Raw genomic sequence first — 17126 nt, 5'->3', positions numbered from 1 at the left:
ACTATCTAATTCTCATTCAATTTAAACAAACTAATCGCAGAAGCAAACACAATTACCAGTACACAGCCAATTACATTTAGCCAAAGGAAAGCCGTTAAATCTATCCACCAAGCGTAAATTACAAATACTTCTGCCAATAAAGCCGCCCAGAAAACAGCGTCGCCTTTGATAAATTTGAAGTAAAAAGCTACCAAAAATACACCTAAAATAGTCCCGTAAAACCATGAACCTAAAATGTTTACGGCTTCAATCAAACTGCCAATATTTGCCGTAAATTGTGCCACAATAATACAAACAATTCCCCAGCCCAAAGTCACTAATTTTGATGCGTTTACATAATGTTTTTCAGTATCTTCTTTATGAATCATTCTTTGATAAATGTCCACAATCGTACAAGAAGTAAGCGAACTAAATGCCGAAGCCATCGCACCCATCGAAGCCAATAATATCACGGCAATTAACAAACCGACCATACCTTGTGGCAAGTACTTGGTGACGAAAGAAAGAAAAATATAATTTGTGTCGTTGGTATTGGCATCAGGATTGGTTTTCAGCATCAAATCCTTTACTTCACTTCTCAGTTCATTTGCTTTTTTATCGGCTGCCAAAGCTTTTGCTTTTAACGTTTCAAGCTTTTGAGCATTGAGTGCTTTTGTCTTTAAAGTACTGGCATTCTCCTCTGTTTTAAGAACGGCATAAAGTTCTTCTACGGCTTTTTTCTTTTCAGTAAAAACCTCAGTATTTTTCTTGACTAATGCCTTATAAGCTGCTGTTTGTTCTACTTTTCCTAATTCAGTTTTATTGAAAAAAAGCGGTGCTTCATGGAATTGATAGAACACAAAAACCAATGAACCCACGAGTAAAATCAAAAATTGCATTGGAATTTTAAAAATCCCATTCATCAATAAACCTAAACGACTTTCGCCAACAGATTCGCCTGATAAATAACGACTTACTTGTGATTGGTCTGTACCGAAGTATGATAATTGCAAGAAAAAGCCCCCAATCAAACCCGACCAAACGTTATAGCGATTGTTTAAATCAAATTTCCAGTCTATTACATTCAGTTTGTCCATTTTGCCCGCTACTTTTAATGTATCTACAAAACCCATTTCTGTCGGCAATAAGTGAACGACCATGTAACCTGCCAAAAACATTCCAATCATCACCACCAACATTTGTTGCATTTGCGTATAAGAAATCGTTTTTGAACCGCCGTACATACAGTAAATCGTTACGATAATTCCTGTGACAATATTTGTCCAATACAGATTCCAACCCAAAATAGTAGAAAGAATAATAGAAGGAGCGGCAATGGTTACGCCAGTAGATAATGCTCGTGGAATCAAGAAAAGAAAAGAAGCCATTACTCTGGTTTTTAGGTCGAAGCGACCTTCCAGAAATTCATAAGCTGTAAAAACTTTTAATTTTTTGAAAATAGGAATAAAAGTGATGGAAAGTACAATCATCGCCAAAGGCAAACCAAAGTAAAATTGTACAAAACGCATTCCGTCGATATAGGCTTGTCCGGGTGCAGATAAAAAAGTAATAGCACTTGCCTGCGTTGCCATTACCGAAAGTGTAACGTGATACCAAGGCATTTGGCGGTCGGCCAATAAATATCCTTCAATATTCTGTTCCTGAAATCGACCTTTCCAAAGTCCAAAGCCAATAATTGTTCCTAGGGTTAAAATCAGTACCAGCCAATCAGTGTTTCCCATGTTGAGTAAATTGGTGAATTGTGAGTTAGTAATGTACGAAAGGTTCTATTGAGGATTTGGGATTTCTGATTTCGGAAATTTTAGAAAACACCTTCGTTTTTATAAAAATATTTCTAAAAAAGCATTTTATAAATCCGAAGTCCGATACCTGAAATCCGAAATCAATAATTTTTAGAATCCTTCTTACCAATTATTTTGTGAGGATTTCATATTATCTATCGACAATTTCGTTCAATCTAAAACGGCAAATTAAGTCCACAATTTTCACTTAATTAAAGTATTCGCTAAAGAGATAAAATAGGATAATCATCAACACCAGATTCCCGACAACTACCCAGTAGAGTTGTTTCCAAGATTTGATGAAAGGCGGCAAAGATTTATCTTTTTCTTCCATAAGTTTTAAAGAGCTAATGATTTGTTTGATTTATCCTGATAAAGAAATTACATTTGATAAATTAGGTATTTTTCCAATAAAAACTATCATTTTTCATAATCAACAATCTCAAAACTTAAAAATATGAGTACTCATCAAATTTTTAGCCTCGAAGGAAAAGTAGCAGTCATTACTGGAGGATCCAAAGGAATTGGCGAAGCTATCGCTCGTTTATATGCCTTTGCTGGTGCAAAGGTCGTAATAAATTCTCGAAAGCAAGAAGACTTAGACAAAGTTGCCGAAGACATTAAGGCACAAGGCGGTGAATGTACAGGTATCGCCGCCAATGCAGGTGATTTGGCGGGCTGTAAAGTACTGATTGAAAAAACGCTTGAACGCTACGGCAAGATTGATATTTTGGTAAATAATGCCGCATCAAATCCTATTTATGGCCCAGTACTCAATGCCGAAGAATGGGCTTTTGATAAAATCATGAACGTAAATGTAAAAGCTCCTTTTGAACTCAGTAAGCTCGTACACGCTACCATGAAAGCCAATGGCGGAGGTTCGATTATTAACATTAGTTCTATCGCAGGCATTACGCCCGACCCCGGTTTGGGCTTATACTCGGTGTCAAAAGCGGCTTTGAATATGCTTACAAAAGTAACGGCAAAGGAGTGGGGCGTAGATGGCATCAGAGTAAACTCAATTTGTCCGGGCTTGATTAAAACTAAATTTTCAGAAGCTTTATGGCAAAATGAACAAATTTTAAATCGTTTTGTAAAAAATTTACCCATTGCTCGCATGGGAACAGTAGATGAAATTGCAGGTTTGGCTCTTTTTTTGGCTTCGGATGCTTCTGGCTATTGTACAGGCGGAATTTATACAGCCGATGGCGGAACTACGATTTAATGCCAAGCGATTGACTGTCAAATGTTTAATGCTGGGTTTGTATTTTGTGGAAATATTTTTTCAAAAAATGTTAAAAATTTATTTTCAAAAACTTGTAAATAAATAAAAGCCTTCCTAATTTTGCACCTCCAAAACGCAAGCGGGCGTGGTGGAATTGGTAGACATACCAGACTTAGGATCTGGCGCCGTGAGGCATGGGGGTTCGAGTCCCTCCGCCCGTACTCATTCAAAGCCCTCTCAACCGATACGGTTTTGAGGGCTTTTTTGATTTCGGATTGTTGATTTCGGAATGCGGATTTACGAAAGTCAGACAAACTGAAATTTATCAACTTTTAATCCGAAATCCGCATTCCAAAATACGAATTCATAAAAGATGAACATTTCTCTCGAAAAAAGTACCCCCGTAAACGCCCGTTTGGTCGTATCTATTTCTGAAGCTGATTATAAGCCACAAGTTGATAAAAACTTAAAAGACTACCGCAAACGTGCCAACATTAAAGGTTTCCGCCCAGGAATGGTACCTATGCAAATGGTACAAAAAATGTTTGGGAAGTCAGTTTTAATCGACGAAATCAATTCTGTATTAGGCAAGGCTGTTCCAGAATACATCAAAGAAAATAATCTGAATTTAGTAGGAGACCCAATGCCAGTAAATGAATTGGAAAATCCAATTGATTGGGATACTCAGAAAGAATTTAGCTTCTCGTATGAACTTGGTTTAGCTGGTGAATTTTCAGTTGACTTTGAAAAAGTGCCTACAATCCAAACTTACGAAATCGAAGCTACTGAGAAAGAAGTAGAAGAAACTATTGAGAATTTAAGAAAAAATTCTGGAGACCAAATCCATCCTGATACAGTTGAAGAAGGCGATATGATTTTCGGAACATTCGCTCAAGGTGAATGGACTTCAAAATCTGCAATTCCTTTCAAAGCTATCAAAGAAGAAGCAAAAGCTACTTTTATTGGTGCAGCTAAAGACGCTACTTTAACTTTCGACCTTCAAGCTACTTTTGTTGATGAAAAATCAATTGAATTGGCAACAGGTAACAAAGACGGTTTAACTGGTGAAGTTACTTTCACTATCGAAGATATTACCCGCAACGCTATCGCTGAATTGAATCAAGCATTTTTTGATAAAGTTTTAGGCGAAGGAAAAGTAAGTTCTGAAGAAGAATTCCGTAGCGAAATTTTAGAAATCATTAAAGCTAACTACAAGCGTGAAGCTGATTTCTTATTAAGAATCGACGCTGAAAAAGCTTTATTAGAAAATATTGCTATCGAATTGCCAGAAGATTTCTTACGTAAATGGTTAATCCAAGTAAACGAAGGAAAATTCACGCCAGAGCAAATTGATGCTGATTTCGAGAACGTGAAAAAAGATATTCGTTTGAATTTAATCAAAAACGAAATTGCTACTAAAAACGAAATCAAAGTTGAATATCCAGAAGTATTGGAAAGAACTAAAGAAATGATTCGTGGTCAGTTCGGAATGTATGCTTCTGCTGATAACAGCATGGACGAAATGATTGAGCGTATCGCTAACGGTTATTTAACTGACAAAAACAAGCAAGATAACTTTATGAAAATGTTCAATGAAGTATATGCTGCTAAAGTTTCAGATGTAATCGTTGCTAACGTAAAAACTGAAAGCAAAGCTATCAATGTAGATGAGTTCAAACAAATCGTTGGAGCGTAATCTATTGTAGAATTAGTGAATTGTGATTGAGTGATTTTATTTTCTCTAATATCAATTCAACAAAAAAATCCCGTAAGGTTTCACTTTACGGGATTTTTTATTGAATAAAATTGAATATTTTATTGTTTCAAAGTATCTTTTTTAGCGGGCTTCAGTTTGTTGAAAAGTCCGTTAATAACACTTTTTTTCTGGTCGTCTAATAATTTTTTGGCTTTGTCGGCTGCAATCTTTTTGATACTATCCGCCGTAGCTTTCGCCTTTGCTTCCATCGCTTCTTTATCTAAAGTTTGTGTTGGAAAGCCATCTTTTTTGATATTGAGTTGGTCTAATATTTTATTTTTATTTTCGTCAATTTGTGTCTGCAAAGTAGCTTTGGCTACATCTTTTAAAGAATTGGCGGTACTGCTTCCTTTGAAACCAAAGACTGGATTTTTCAAATTTCCACCTAAAGTTAAATCAAATTTTACTCTATCGCTTCCTTGTAAATTTTTACCTGTCCATTTCTGAAATACACTGCCAAAAGCCTCGCCGATTTTGCCAGAAGGCACATCCAACAGTACATTGTAATCCATTGAACCCGTCAAGCCGTGGCGACCACCAACGGTGATTTTATAATCCTCAAACTTAATATCAAAAGGTTTTACACTGAAAGTACCGTCAGTAATGGCAAATTGCATCAATAAATTATTCAACTTGGTGTTTTTAAGATTCGCAATTTTGGTAGTTTCTACTAATTTTTGAACCAAAGGATTGGTTTCAGAAATCGTCGCTTGTAAAACTTTCAACAAACCGTCGCCACTAACAGTGTTGATTTTTGGCATCATATCTTGCCCTAATTCTCCATTTATTTTCAAGTTTGAATTTACGCCACCCACCAAGTACTGAGCTACTGGCATTAAGTATTTTACAATGTTTAAATGCTGATAAGCCTGAGCCATTTCTACATTGTCGAGATTCATCGAGAAGTCGAAAAGTGGATGGGCTAAATTTGCCGTATTATAAGTGCCATTTACCAAGAATTTCCCTCCGAGCGATTGGAACGTTGCATTTTGCATCTTAATTGCTCCGTTGTTGATTAACAAAGCACCTTTGATGTCTTGCATTTTCATCAAGCTATACTTGGCTTCGTCGATTTCGGTATTCATTACCAAATCTATGTTTTTGGGTACTTCTACTACTTGTAAAGGCTGTTCTACGCCGCCCTGACTCCCAGTTTTGGGGCTGTCGGTCATCCATTCGTTTACATTGAATTTCTGTGACTTTACATTCATTTTTCCTTTCAATGTTTCATTGTTTAAGGCATAAGGAATGTAATTTGTAAATACGCCATTCGCTACATAATCGCTTGTACCTAAAAAACCCTTAGCATTGCTTACGTTGATGGCAGTAGGAGTAAAGCTCATGTCGGCAGTACTTACTTTTACGCCTTGTGGGTACTCTTTTGAAACAAACTCAAAATCCTGCAAAGTTGCTTTTCCAGAAGTCGGTAAACTGCCATAACGTTTTGCTTTTACGTCCGACATTTTCCCTTTGGTTTCAAGGTCTGCATTGACAATTCCTTTCAAGGTCATATCTGCTAAAGGATAAATCTTAGTGATTTTTGTTAAATCAATTTTACCTTTTGCTTTAATGTCCCAATTGTAATTTTCAAAGTTTTCGATAACGCCATTTGCCGTAAAAGGTTCGCCATCTAAAATCATTTTTAGCTCTGTTATCGACAAACGAGTCGAAGCCAAAGCTGCATTGGTATTCACTAAATTGGCTTTTACATTAAGGTCTTTGATGGGTTCAGGAAATTGGTCTGACTGAATAAAACCATTCGCTAAACTCATCGTAGCATTTACTTGTGGAAAAGCTTTTGTTAGTGTATCATAAGTACCTTTTGCTTTTAAATCCATGCTATAAAGTCCACGCATAGTCAAGCCTTTCATCGGGAAAATTTGCCCAATTTGTTGTAAATCAACCTTTGCTACCACATCAGCATCTACTTTTGATTTGCCTAAACCTTCAACTAAAGCACGAGCATTGATGGGATTTTTACCCAAATTCATCGTGAATTTCTTGATATTCAATACAGAATTGTTGAGGTCGTTTGTAGTATTACTTGCTTTCAAATCAAGGTTGATACCTGTTACTGCTGTAGGTAAATCGGGGTATTGAAACATGGCATTTTCAACCAATAAATTGAAGGCATAAGTAGGAAAAGAACTTGAACTCATCGTTCCTTTTACAAAACCATCAAATTGTACATTTCCGTCAGCGTCAAGGTCTTTGAATTTATCAGTATAAATGTTGGGAACTAAAGAAAGAAGATTTTTGAACGTATTTTCTGGTGAATTATACTGAACATCAAGGTCGATGCTTGAAGTATCAGGCAAAGTTACCGAACCATCAAAATTGAGGGTGAAATCGTTGAGTTTTAAGGTGTTTTTTGTAAATGAATACTTGTTTTTACTTTGGTCGATATTGATTTTCATATCTGCCGATAATGTTTTTTCGTGCAAATATTCCGTACCTCCGTAACTGATAGAAGCTTTTTCGATTTGAGTATTGGTTACTAAATCGTAGATTTCAGCTCCGATATTTCCCGAACCTTCATGCGTGATATTTTGAAGAATGGCTAAAGTATTCGTAATTCTATCATCGTAGCGAATTTGTCCGTCAGTCAATTTCCAAGACTGAATAGCGACATTAAAATTGCTACTACTTTTACTCTCTTCTTTTTGTACTTCTAAAGTATCTTTTTTGTAAATATCATAATTGGCAGAGCCATCAGGTAATATTTTGATAGAGATTTTCGGGCTTTCGATAGTGACAGCACTAATGGCAACTTTATCGCCAGAAAAGATAGATTTTATATCTGCTGCCAATGAAAACTCTTTGGCTTGAATCAGCGTATCGCTTGAAAATGGCGATAAGCCCACTATACCAAAATCAGAAAGTCCAATTGTAAGTTCGGGAAAATGCTTGAAAAGCGATAAATCAAAACTGCTGTAATATACTTTTGCCTTTACCTTTTTCTGTATTTCTTGATTTACTTTTGCTTGAATACTATCCTTAAAAAAGAAAGGAATAGCAAACAAAATTCCAGCAAAAAGCGTGAGGACTGAAAGAATGATGATGAAGATTTTTTTCATAGTTTTTGGAGATTTTTATTGACTAAAGGACTTTAAGACTTTAGGATTTAAGGACTGGAAGGCTTGAGGACTTTAAGATTTTAAGACTTTAGCTTTGATACTGGAAACCTTAATAATTTACGATTATTAAAAGTTTTTAGGATAAAGTATCAATATTTTTAGACTTTAACGTTTTATTTAGTTCTAAAGTCTAATATCCTTTAGTCATAAAATCTCAAAGTCTTCCAGTCTCAGAGTCCTCAAGTCCTAAAATCCTCCAGTCTTTAAGTCTTAAAATCCTAAAGTCTTAAAATTAAACAACCATCTTCTCAATCAACAAAATCAAAATATGAATTACCTTGATATGTACTTCTTGAATACGGTCTGCGAAGCCGAAATGTGGAACGGTTATCACTACATCGCCTTGTCCAGCTAATTTTCCACCATCTTTTCCTGTCAGGATTACTACTTTCATGCCTTTAGCCTTCGCCGCTTCAACGGCATTGATGACGTTGGCAGAATTTCCACTGGTAGAAATACCCAATAACACATCGCCTTTGCTACCCAAACCTTCGATGAAACGAGAGAAGATATAGTCGAAACCATAATCGTTACTTACACAAGAAATATGCGAAACATCCGAAATCGCAATAGCTGCCAAAGAACGGCGGTCGCCACGATAACGCCCAGATAATTCTTCGGCAAAGTGCATGGCGTCGCAGTGCGAGCCACCATTTCCGCATGAAATCACTTTATTGCCCGAACGAATCGCCTCCGCCATGATTTCGGCAGCGGCTTGAATATCCGCAAGATTGTCTGGATTTGAGATAAAATTTTGAAGCACTAATTGAGCTTCATTGAGTTCTTGAGCAATAATATCAATCACGAATTTCTATTTTTAGGTAATAAGTACGAGTAATGAATTATGAGTGATGAATCATGAGCGGTCTGCCACTACGATTTAAAAGATTGATATACATTACTCTAATTCTTAAATTAGCCTTGCTAAGGTCGCAAGGTTAATAATTTTCAAAATTACGAAACATTCATCAAATTTCTTGAAGCAATCCAGAAATAGCAAAGGCCTCGCCTAAGCGAAGCCTTTGTTGTTGAGTTCTATTTTTAATAATCTCCGCCAGCACCACCGCCGCCAAAATCGCCACCGCCGAAGCCTCCGAAGTCGAAACCACCACCACCGCTATCACCGCCAGAATGTCCGCCAAAACCACCACTTGAGAAAATAATTGGGCCGTCCCAGCCACCGCCTCTAAAACCACCGCCGCCACCGCCACGTTTGTTGATTTTAGAAATAATGAAAAGCACAATAGCAACCACTACCAAAATGATAAAGAAAAAGCCTAAACCGCCGCCATCATCATCACTTTCTTCGGCTTTATATTCGCCCGAAGCTCTTTTCATCATTTCACTGGTGGCTTCGTCTAAGCCTTTGTACCACAAACCTGCTTTGAAATTAGGAGCAAGTATGCGGTTGATAATTCTTTTAGCAATGGCATCGGTAATACTTGCCTCAATGCCTCGCCCAGTCACAATTCTGATTTTACGAGTATCCGTTGCCCATAAAAGTACCAAACCATTGTTTTTATCTTTCTGACCAACGCCCCAATCTTTGGCAATTTTCATCGCAAAATCATAAGGGTCAGATTCCCCAGTATTTTTTACAATCACAATGGTTAGTTGTGTAGAAGTAGAATCGGCATAGCCTCTTAGTTTTTGTTCTAAAGATTCTCTTTCTGTACTTGATAAAATACTGACATAATCGTTTACTAATCTTTGCGGATTAGGTTTTTCAGGAATAGCCTGAGCATTCAAGGTGAATTGGAACGACAATAGCGAAAAGCTAAAGAGTAGCCCAATTACGTAAATGGAAAATTTCTTAAACATCTTCATAAAAAAAATCCCTTCCTTCACAGAAAAGGTTTGGACTTATTTAACCAAACGAAATTTCGTCTGGCAATTCGTTTGTATCATCTGTTTGGTAAGGGAAGTATTGTTTCAACTGTTCGCCTGCCAAATGTATCGCTTTGATAAAGCCTTCGGTGAAAAGTCCTTGTGAAAAATGGCTTTTCAATAATTCTTTGGTCGATTCCCAAAAATCTTCGGGTACTACTTTATCAATTCCTTTATCGCCAATAACCGCAAATTTACGGTCTTCAATAGCTAAGTAAAAAAGCACACCGTTTTGTTGAGCCGTGTTGGTCATACCGATTTCTTGGAATACTTCTTTGGCTCTATCCAACACATTGGGCTTGGTACAATTCTTTTCAATATGCAGTCGAATTTCTCCAGAACTATTCAATTCTGCTGCCTGAATTGCCTTTACAATCTGTGCTTTTTGTGCTTCATTAAAAAAGTGCTGAGGCATATTAATTGTGATTGAGTGAATTGTGAATTAGTGATTGAGTGAGTTGTGAGTTAGTGATTTTTTTAATAAGTGAGTTAGTGAATTGTGATTGAGTGATTTTTTCAATTGTGGTTTAATAAATTCACAATTCACTAATTGATAACTCACAACTCAAAAAAATCACTAATTCACTCAATCACTAACTCACTCAATAAAAAAGGCGAAAAGCGAAAATTTATCTTGTTTTCTGCTTTTCGCCTTGTGCGATTTCATCGAAAAACTATTTTCCAAAATCAACCGTTGGAGCTTTTGATGCACCAGCGTCGGCTTCGAAATAGCCTTTGGTTGTGAATCCTGAGAAGCCAGCAATTAAGCTATTTGGGAAAGTAACAATTTTGTTGTTATAACCTTTCACTGTATCATTGAAACGGTCACGTTCTTCTTTGATACGGTTTTCTGTGCCTTCTAATTGCGACTGTAATTCAGAGAAACTCTCGGTGGCTTTCAATTGTGGATAGCTTTCTGCAACCACCATCAAACGTGATAAAGAACCACTTAACTGACTTTGAGCCTCCTGATATTTCTGCATATTCTCAGGCGTTAAATCTTTTGCGTCTAATTTAATCTGAGTGGCACTTGCACGAGCGTTGATAACATCCGTTAAAGTACTTTTTTCAAAGTTGGCTACTCCTTGTACCGTTTTTACTAAATTTGGAATCAAATCTGCACGACGTTGATAAGCACTTTGTACTTTCGCCCAAGATGCTTCAACCTCTTGATTTTCAGTCGCCATGCCATTTCTGACACTAATTCCCCAGAATAACAATAATGCGGCAACACCTAATCCAATAAGAAGTCCTTTTGACATAGTTTTAATTTATTAATGTGAAATTTAAGTAAACACAAAGCTAAATTGAGTATTTCTCTGTGTAATACCTTTCAAAAGTAGAGAATTTTTCAACGCCTGCATTACTTCTATGCTGAATATTTGTTTTTTGATTTTGAACGGTCAAAAAACCTTTTCAGTATTTATTCTATTTTGATAATCACTTTTCTTAATAGCTTTTACATTTAAAATAATTAGCCGAAGCCCTAAACAAAAATAGTTCAACCCCAATTTTTTCAGCTTTAACCAATTGATAAACTTTTAAAAATATTTTTTTAGTAATTTGAAAACATGGATAAAAATGAAAAAGAAATTTGTTGGTATAGCTCGCTATTGACAGTCTTGATGGTAAATGCGACTCGCCTCTTGGCTTTGCGTGAAAAGGGCATTTTAGCCCGTTATTGGCAATTTGACCTTGCAGAGTATAGCTTTCAGTTACTCTACAATTTGGTATTTTGTGCCTTACTTTTTTACCTCAACCTTAATCCTTACCGAAGTTTTGCACAGTATCGAGAGCAAAAAAAATATGGACGATACTGTTTCTTCAATGCAATGTTGGTATTTTTTACTTTGCTATTGGGTTCGTGGCTACAATCACATTTGTTTAATGACCATCGTTTGCAAGGTATGGTATGGGCAGGTTATGTGGCTCGTTTTGGGCTAAGTACTTTACTTGTTGCGATTATTATTAAAATAATTTTATTACTCCGAGAAAGTAAACGCAAAGACAAAGAACACGAGCAACTGAAAAGCCTATATTTGGAAGCTCAGTTGGAATTATTGAAAGAACAACTCAATCCACATTTATTATTCAATTCACTCAGTAGTTTGTCAGGTATCGTTAGGGAAAATCCCAAATTAGCACAATTTTATATTTTTCACCTTTCCAAAGTATTTCGTCATGCCTTAGTGCGTGCTGGAACAAGTTTGGTTACTTTAGAAGAAGAAATCAACTCGCTAAAATCTTATGAACAACTTATTAAAATGCGTTTTGAAAATGCCTTTAATCTATCTATAGACTTAGATGAAACTATTTATAGTGCCTTGATTCCGCATTTGTCGTTACAGCCATTATTGGAAAATGCAGCCAAACACAATATAGCCACCCTCGAAAAGCCTTTGTTGGTACGAATTTATACAAAAGAGCATAAACTTATTGTTAGTAATAATCTACAAGAAATCGAAACGCCAGAATCAAGTACAGGTATTGGCTTGGTAAACCTAAACGAAAGGTTTAGCTTACTCTTCAATACTGATATTGAAATTGAAAAAACAAAGGATACTTTTTCCGTTAAATTACCCCTCAGAATATGAAAGAATTACGTTTGGTGATGGTTGAGGACGAAGCTGCTACGGCAAGAAACTTGGAGTATGTCTTGAAAGGTCTGAATGAAAACATCAATATTGTTGTCATACTTCAAAGTGTGAGCGAAGCGGTGAATTGGTTCGAGAACAATCAAACATCTTATGATATAGTTTTTATGGACATTAGGTTGGCGGATGGTTTATCGTTCGACATCTTTAAAAAAGTAAACATCCATCGTCCAGTTATTTTTGTGACTGCTTATAACGATTACGCCATTCAAGCATTTAAAAACAATGGCATTGATTATATCCTAAAACCATTTGACGAACAGGAAATTGCAAAAGCTTTAGATAAGTTTGAAAACCTAACAAAACCAGCAGAACAGGAATTGAAGGGGCTAAAGTTAGCTCAGTTGTTAGAGTATGTAAATATTGAACTGAAATCGTATAAAAAATCTTTTCTTGTACATTATCGAGATAAGTTAGTGCCTTTGGAAACCGCTAAAATCGCTTGGTTTTACACCAGTAATGAAATAGTGTATGCTCATACTTTAGACAACAAACAGTATGTGATGGACTTTACTATGGAACAATTAGAACAGCAAATAGACCCTGAGCTGTTTTTTAGAGCTAATCGTCAGTTTATTATCAATCGTAAGGCTATTCTTGAAATAGAATTTTATTTCAATGGTCGCCTTGCTGTAAAAATTAGCCCTGAAACACCAGAACATATTTTAATCAGTAAAGTAAGAGTACCAGTTTTTAAAAGTTGGATGAATAACTAAAACACTTCACCCCTTAGTTTTTCAGTTTTACCTGTTTTTTGCTGAAATGTATTCTTTTTCTTAGCCAAATTCACATCGTATTTAATCCTAAGAAGATGAAACATCTAATAGAACCTTTTCGTATTTACATACTTCTCTTTATTTTTCTGTTGATAAGTGCAGAGATTATTTGGAGTTGGAAAAAACAAAAAGCGGCTTATGAACTAAAGGAAACCCTTGCCAATATGACGATATTCATGGGTTTTCAGTTTTCAAAATATTTGTTTGCAGGTTATCAGCTAAGTACTTTAGGCTTCTTTGCACAACATTCTTTCGTGACGTTGCCACACACGCTGCTTATTTTTCTGCTTACTTTTTTTGTCACAGATTTTATTTATTATTGGTTTCATCGGGCATCACATCTTTGGAAACCACTTTGGTCATTTCATCAAGTACATCATTCTGCCATGCGGATGAATCTCACCGCTGCTTATAGGCTCAATTGGTTTTCGGCTATTGTTAGTCCACTGTTTTTTGTGCCAGCCGCCATTTTAGGATTACCAGCCGATTTTATCGTACTCTCATATTCTTTAAATCTTGTGTATCAATTCTTTTTACACACCGAAGTCGTAGGGAAATTGGGGGCGGTAGAAAAGGTCATAGATACACCTTCTTCGCACCGAGTGCATCATGGCAGTAATCCAATTTATATTGATAAAAATTTTGGGGGAGTACTCATTGTTTGGGACAGACTTTTTGGTACTTATCAACCAGAAACCGAAAAAGTAAAGTACGGATTAACCACAGGATTTTTAAGTTATAATCCTTTCAAATTAGTATTACAAGGTTTTATAGACTATTTCAAAACGATAAAATTCAAATAAAGTAAATGATAAATCTAAATCAAGTATTCACAATTCATCCAAGTAAAATCATGAAAAATTACCCAAATCTCAAAGTCGTATTAGCAGTTTTTGCCCTGTTATTTTTACTGATTTCTCAATCAACATTTGCACAAGGTACTGGAAAATTAAAAGGAAGTTCAGCAGAAGAAAGAGCCAATTTTCAGACAGAATGGATGAAAGAAAAGCTTCATCTGGATGCAAATCAAATTCAAAAAGTAAAGGATATTAATCTAAAATATGCCTTGAAAAACGAACCAGTTATGAAAAGTAGCGATGGGAAATTGGCTAAGTTTCGTCAATTAAAAGCCAATCAAAACGACAAAGAAGCCGAACTCAAGCAAGTATTTAGCAAAGAGCAATTCAAACAATATGAAGAACTGAAAGATGAATTGCAAGAAAAAATGAAAGAGAGAATGCAAAATTCTTAGTGTTTAGGAAACCCAACTTCTCCCCCGAAAACATGAAAAAGAACCTTTTATTACTGTACTTGCTCTTTGGTTTACCAGGAAATACTTTTGCTCAAGAACAATACGCTAAACTCAATCAATGGCTTGAAAACAATGTTGATGAAATGGGTGGGCGAGCCATGCTGATGGTGTATCAAGATGGAAAAATAGTGTATAGCCATTCAGTAAATCAGATGAATAACAGGCAAAAAATGCTTGGTAAACTGATAGCTTCCCGACAAGGTAAAACCGCAGATTTTAGTGATTATACTGCTAATTCGAAGCAAGCAATTGCCAGTTGTAGCAAATGGCTAAGTGCTGCATTGGTAATGACTTTTGTGGATGAAGGCAAACTAAAACTTACAGATAGCGTCGGGAGATTTCTGCCTGTACTTTCTAAAAATGGGAAAGGGGCAATCACAATACAAGCGTGTCTATCGCATACAACAGGTATTTTATCGCCAGATTTGAGAGAAAATTTAAAAGAAATGAGAGCCATCAACAGCATGGACGAAGCCATTGAAAAGATTGCTCAATATCCAATCGAAGGACAAGCTGGGAAAGTATTTCGTTACAGTAATACAGGTTTGCAGATTGCTGGTGCTGTAATTGAAAAAATAACTGGAAAATCTTTTGAAACCTTGTTTGCAGAACGCATTGCCATTCCAATAGGCATGAAAAATACTGATTTTGGCAAAACCAAAGTAGCGTTACCCGCTGGCGGAGCAAATAGTACGCCCAACGATTATATGAATTTTTTGACGATGATTCTAAACAAAGGTCAATTTCAGGGGAAGCAAATTCTTTCAGAAAAAAGTATTGCTGAAATGCAAATGAATAGAATTACTACGGAAGTAAAAGTCATACATTCACCTGCGGAGGCTGGCGGCTTGGGTTACGGTTTTGGCGAGTGGATTATGGCAAATGGAGCAATTAGTAGTCCGGGATTGTTCGGGAGTTTTCCTTGGGTTAATAATAACAAAAAGTACTGTGCTTTTTTAATGACCTTTTACCTAAAATCTGACGGACGACAAGAAAAATATGTAGAACTGAGGAAATTAGTGGAGGCATCACTTCTCTAAATTATTCATTTCTAAACAAAAATCATACTCCTTCAACCTTGAATTTTATTGAAGGTTGAAGGAGTATGATTTTAGACTTTATAAAACAGTTACTTAATCACTATTTTTTGATATTCCATTTCCTCACATCAACTATCGCTTTTGGGTAATCTACTCCAATCGTTACTTGGTATTTTCTTTGTTCTTCCTGTGTCAATAATGCTACTGAATGTACTTTTTCAGCAGGAATATCGGCCAAGACAGGCAACCAAAACTTTACGTACTCGCCTTTAGGGTCGTAGTTATGGGCTTGTTTTAGAATATTAAAATAACGGTTTTCTCGTGGGTCGTTGCCAATGCCCGCCACGTAGAGCCAATTTCCCCAGTTAGAGCAAACGTCGTAATCTATCAATTGGCTTTCAAACCAAGCCGCCCCCCAACGCCAATCTATTTGTAAATCTTTTACCAAAAAACTCGCTACATTTTGTCGCCCACGGTTCGACATAAAACCCGTTTCCAACAATTCTTTCATATTGGCATCAATCAAAGGAATGCCCGTTTCGCCTAAACGCCATTTTTCAAAAATACTTTTGTGCTGTTTCCAAACAACCGCTTTGCCTTGAATACCCTTTTCAAAAAAGATTTTATTGCCATACTTCAAAGCCACAAAACGGAAATAATCACGCCAAAGTAATTCAAAAATCAACCAATAAGTAGAATCATTTTGAGTGCGTTCGGCTTCGTATTTTTTTACTTGTTCATAAATATATCTTGGCGAAATACAGCCATTTGCCAGCCAAAGCGAGAATTTAGAAGAATAATCCAAACCCAACATTCCATTGCGAGTTTCTTTATACACTTTTAGCAAGTCTTTTTGCCAAAAATATTCCTCCAACCTTTTTAGAGCTTCATCTTCACCACCTTTGTACAATTGCTGATTTGTTTTGGGAAAATCAAGCTTTGGTAATTCACCAATGTCAATCGTGTTTGAAAAATTAAGATTTTTAGGAATCGGAAACGTACTTCTTACTTTGATTGCTCTTTCGACTTGGTTTCTAAATTGGGTGAAAATATTGGGCAAATTTTCAATTTCCATGGGCAAATCATCCAAATGATAGAGCGTAGCTTGCCAGAAAAACTTCATTTTGATGCCTTCTTTTTTCAAAGCAACTTCTACCGAAGTATCTGTGTCCGTTTCTTCAGAAGTTACTTCTTCAGAAATAAATACTTCATCAATCGACAACTCTTTCGCTAATTGTGGAATGATTTCTTCGGGATGCCCAATTCTGATAATTAAGTTTGAGCCAATACTTTGGAGATTTTTACGAAGATTTTCAAGCGATTCAACAAGGAATTGAGTACGCAAATTGCCAGCTTTGGGAAAGCCCATCGGCATTTCTTGAAACATTCTGGGGTCGAGTACGTAAAGCGGAAATACTTGAGCCGTTTTTTGAGACGCTTTAAACAAAGCTTCATGGTCGTGAACACGTAAATCGTTGCGAAACCAAAGGAGTATTTTCATGAAATTTAAGATTGCGAAAATCGGCAATAGTTTTTGAGAATGATTGAGCAAAACCCG

General features: G+C 36.2%; 14 protein-coding genes and 1 tRNA gene. 8 read left to right on the top strand and 7 right to left on the bottom strand.

Translation table 11 applies throughout. The features are described 5' to 3' along the window. Positions 1 to 5 precede the first annotated feature (5 nt). The gene (locus tag VB248_RS20070; protein WP_323298619.1) at positions 6 to 1721 is read right to left on the bottom strand and encodes a sodium:solute symporter; all 1716 of its coding nucleotides are present in this window, start codon (positions 1719 to 1721) and stop codon (positions 6 to 8) included. A 517-nt stretch (positions 1722 to 2238) separates the two neighbouring features. Here VB248_RS20070 and VB248_RS20065 point away from each other — a divergent pair. From VB248_RS20065 to VB248_RS20055, 3 genes are all read left to right on the top strand, one after another. Next, positions 2239 to 3006: an SDR family NAD(P)-dependent oxidoreductase gene (locus VB248_RS20065; RefSeq protein WP_323298618.1), complete on the top strand. Its 768-nt coding sequence runs from the start codon at positions 2239 to 2241 to the stop codon at positions 3004 to 3006. A gap of 139 nt (positions 3007 to 3145) precedes the next feature. Continuing rightward, a tRNA-Leu gene (locus tag VB248_RS20060) sits at positions 3146 to 3227 on the top strand. Positions 3228 to 3379: 152 nt separating this feature from the next. Beyond that, the gene (locus tag VB248_RS20055) at positions 3380 to 4702 is read left to right on the top strand and encodes a trigger factor (protein WP_323298617.1); all 1323 of its coding nucleotides are present in this window, start codon (positions 3380 to 3382) and stop codon (positions 4700 to 4702) included. Between the two features lie 119 nt (positions 4703 to 4821). Here VB248_RS20055 and VB248_RS20050 read toward each other — a convergent pair whose 3' ends face one another. The 5 genes from VB248_RS20050 to VB248_RS20030 form a co-directional block, all read right to left on the bottom strand. Next, positions 4822 to 7839, bottom strand: coding sequence for an AsmA-like C-terminal region-containing protein (locus tag VB248_RS20050; protein ID WP_323298616.1), 3018 nt, complete (start codon positions 7837 to 7839; stop codon positions 4822 to 4824). A gap of 292 nt (positions 7840 to 8131) precedes the next feature. Beyond that, complete coding sequence (lpcA, locus tag VB248_RS20045; protein WP_323298615.1) at positions 8132 to 8704, bottom strand: D-sedoheptulose 7-phosphate isomerase; 573 nt, start codon at positions 8702 to 8704, stop codon at positions 8132 to 8134. A 236-nt stretch (positions 8705 to 8940) separates the two neighbouring features. After that, on the bottom strand, positions 8941 to 9720 hold the full coding sequence (locus tag VB248_RS20040) for a TPM domain-containing protein (protein ID WP_323298614.1): 780 nt from the start codon (positions 9718 to 9720) through the stop codon (positions 8941 to 8943). 46 nt (positions 9721 to 9766) lie between these two features. Then, positions 9767 to 10201, bottom strand: coding sequence for a TPM domain-containing protein (locus VB248_RS20035; RefSeq protein WP_323298613.1), 435 nt, complete (start codon positions 10199 to 10201; stop codon positions 9767 to 9769). A gap of 259 nt (positions 10202 to 10460) precedes the next feature. Continuing rightward, on the bottom strand, positions 10461 to 11048 hold the full coding sequence (locus VB248_RS20030; protein ID WP_323298612.1) for a LemA family protein: 588 nt from the start codon (positions 11046 to 11048) through the stop codon (positions 10461 to 10463). A gap of 309 nt (positions 11049 to 11357) precedes the next feature. On the opposite strand from VB248_RS20030, the gene VB248_RS20025 reads away from it, so the two are divergent. The 5 genes from VB248_RS20025 (at position 11358) to VB248_RS20005 (ending at position 15568) form a co-directional block, all read left to right on the top strand. After that, positions 11358 to 12380 (top strand): sensor histidine kinase, encoded by a 1023-nt coding sequence (locus VB248_RS20025; protein WP_323298611.1) that lies wholly within the window; start codon positions 11358 to 11360, stop codon positions 12378 to 12380. Beyond that, a complete protein-coding gene (locus VB248_RS20020; protein ID WP_323298610.1) occupies positions 12377 to 13156 on the top strand; it encodes a LytR/AlgR family response regulator transcription factor in 780 nt (259 codons plus the stop codon). Before VB248_RS20025 ends, VB248_RS20020 begins: the two co-directional genes overlap by 4 nt. Before the next feature lie 95 nt (positions 13157 to 13251). After that, positions 13252 to 14019, top strand: a complete 768-nt coding sequence (locus tag VB248_RS20015) for a sterol desaturase family protein (RefSeq protein WP_323298609.1) — start codon at positions 13252 to 13254, stop codon at positions 14017 to 14019. A gap of 50 nt (positions 14020 to 14069) precedes the next feature. Continuing rightward, positions 14070 to 14468 (top strand): hypothetical protein, encoded by a 399-nt coding sequence (locus VB248_RS20010; protein WP_323298608.1) that lies wholly within the window; start codon positions 14070 to 14072, stop codon positions 14466 to 14468. 32 nt (positions 14469 to 14500) lie between these two features. Then, on the top strand, positions 14501 to 15568 hold the full coding sequence (locus VB248_RS20005; protein ID WP_323298607.1) for a serine hydrolase domain-containing protein: 1068 nt from the start codon (positions 14501 to 14503) through the stop codon (positions 15566 to 15568). A gap of 100 nt (positions 15569 to 15668) precedes the next feature. Here VB248_RS20005 and VB248_RS20000 read toward each other — a convergent pair whose 3' ends face one another. After that, on the bottom strand, positions 15669 to 17069 hold the full coding sequence (locus tag VB248_RS20000) for a DASH family cryptochrome (protein WP_323298606.1): 1401 nt from the start codon (positions 17067 to 17069) through the stop codon (positions 15669 to 15671). Positions 17070 to 17126: the final 57 nt, after the last annotated feature.

Source organism: Arcicella rigui, assembly GCF_034929435.1.
Classification (GTDB): Bacteria; Bacteroidota; Bacteroidia; order Cytophagales; family Spirosomataceae; genus Arcicella; species Arcicella rigui.
This window is presented reverse-complemented; position numbering and strand designations above follow the sequence as displayed.

Coding starts and splice junctions, on each gene's coding strand:
- VB248_RS20070 (WP_323298619.1), bottom strand. CDS start 1,721: ATGGGAAACACTGATTGGCTGGTACTGATTTTAACCCTAGGAACAATT.
- VB248_RS20065 (WP_323298618.1), top strand. CDS start 2,239: ATGAGTACTCATCAAATTTTTAGCCTCGAAGGAAAAGTAGCAGTCATT.
- VB248_RS20055 (WP_323298617.1), top strand. CDS start 3,380: ATGAACATTTCTCTCGAAAAAAGTACCCCCGTAAACGCCCGTTTGGTC.
- VB248_RS20050 (WP_323298616.1), bottom strand. CDS start 7,839: ATGAAAAAAATCTTCATCATCATTCTTTCAGTCCTCACGCTTTTTGCT.
- VB248_RS20040 (WP_323298614.1), bottom strand. CDS start 9,720: ATGTTTAAGAAATTTTCCATTTACGTAATTGGGCTACTCTTTAGCTTT.
- VB248_RS20035 (WP_323298613.1), bottom strand. CDS start 10,201: ATGCCTCAGCACTTTTTTAATGAAGCACAAAAAGCACAGATTGTAAAG.
- VB248_RS20030 (WP_323298612.1), bottom strand. CDS start 11,048: ATGTCAAAAGGACTTCTTATTGGATTAGGTGTTGCCGCATTATTGTTA.
- VB248_RS20025 (WP_323298611.1), top strand. CDS start 11,358: ATGGATAAAAATGAAAAAGAAATTTGTTGGTATAGCTCGCTATTGACA.
- VB248_RS20020 (WP_323298610.1), top strand. CDS start 12,377: ATGAAAGAATTACGTTTGGTGATGGTTGAGGACGAAGCTGCTACGGCA.
- VB248_RS20015 (WP_323298609.1), top strand. CDS start 13,252: ATGAAACATCTAATAGAACCTTTTCGTATTTACATACTTCTCTTTATT.
- VB248_RS20010 (WP_323298608.1), top strand. CDS start 14,070: ATGAAAAATTACCCAAATCTCAAAGTCGTATTAGCAGTTTTTGCCCTG.
- VB248_RS20005 (WP_323298607.1), top strand. CDS start 14,501: ATGAAAAAGAACCTTTTATTACTGTACTTGCTCTTTGGTTTACCAGGA.
- VB248_RS20000 (WP_323298606.1), bottom strand. CDS start 17,069: ATGAAAATACTCCTTTGGTTTCGCAACGATTTACGTGTTCACGACCAT.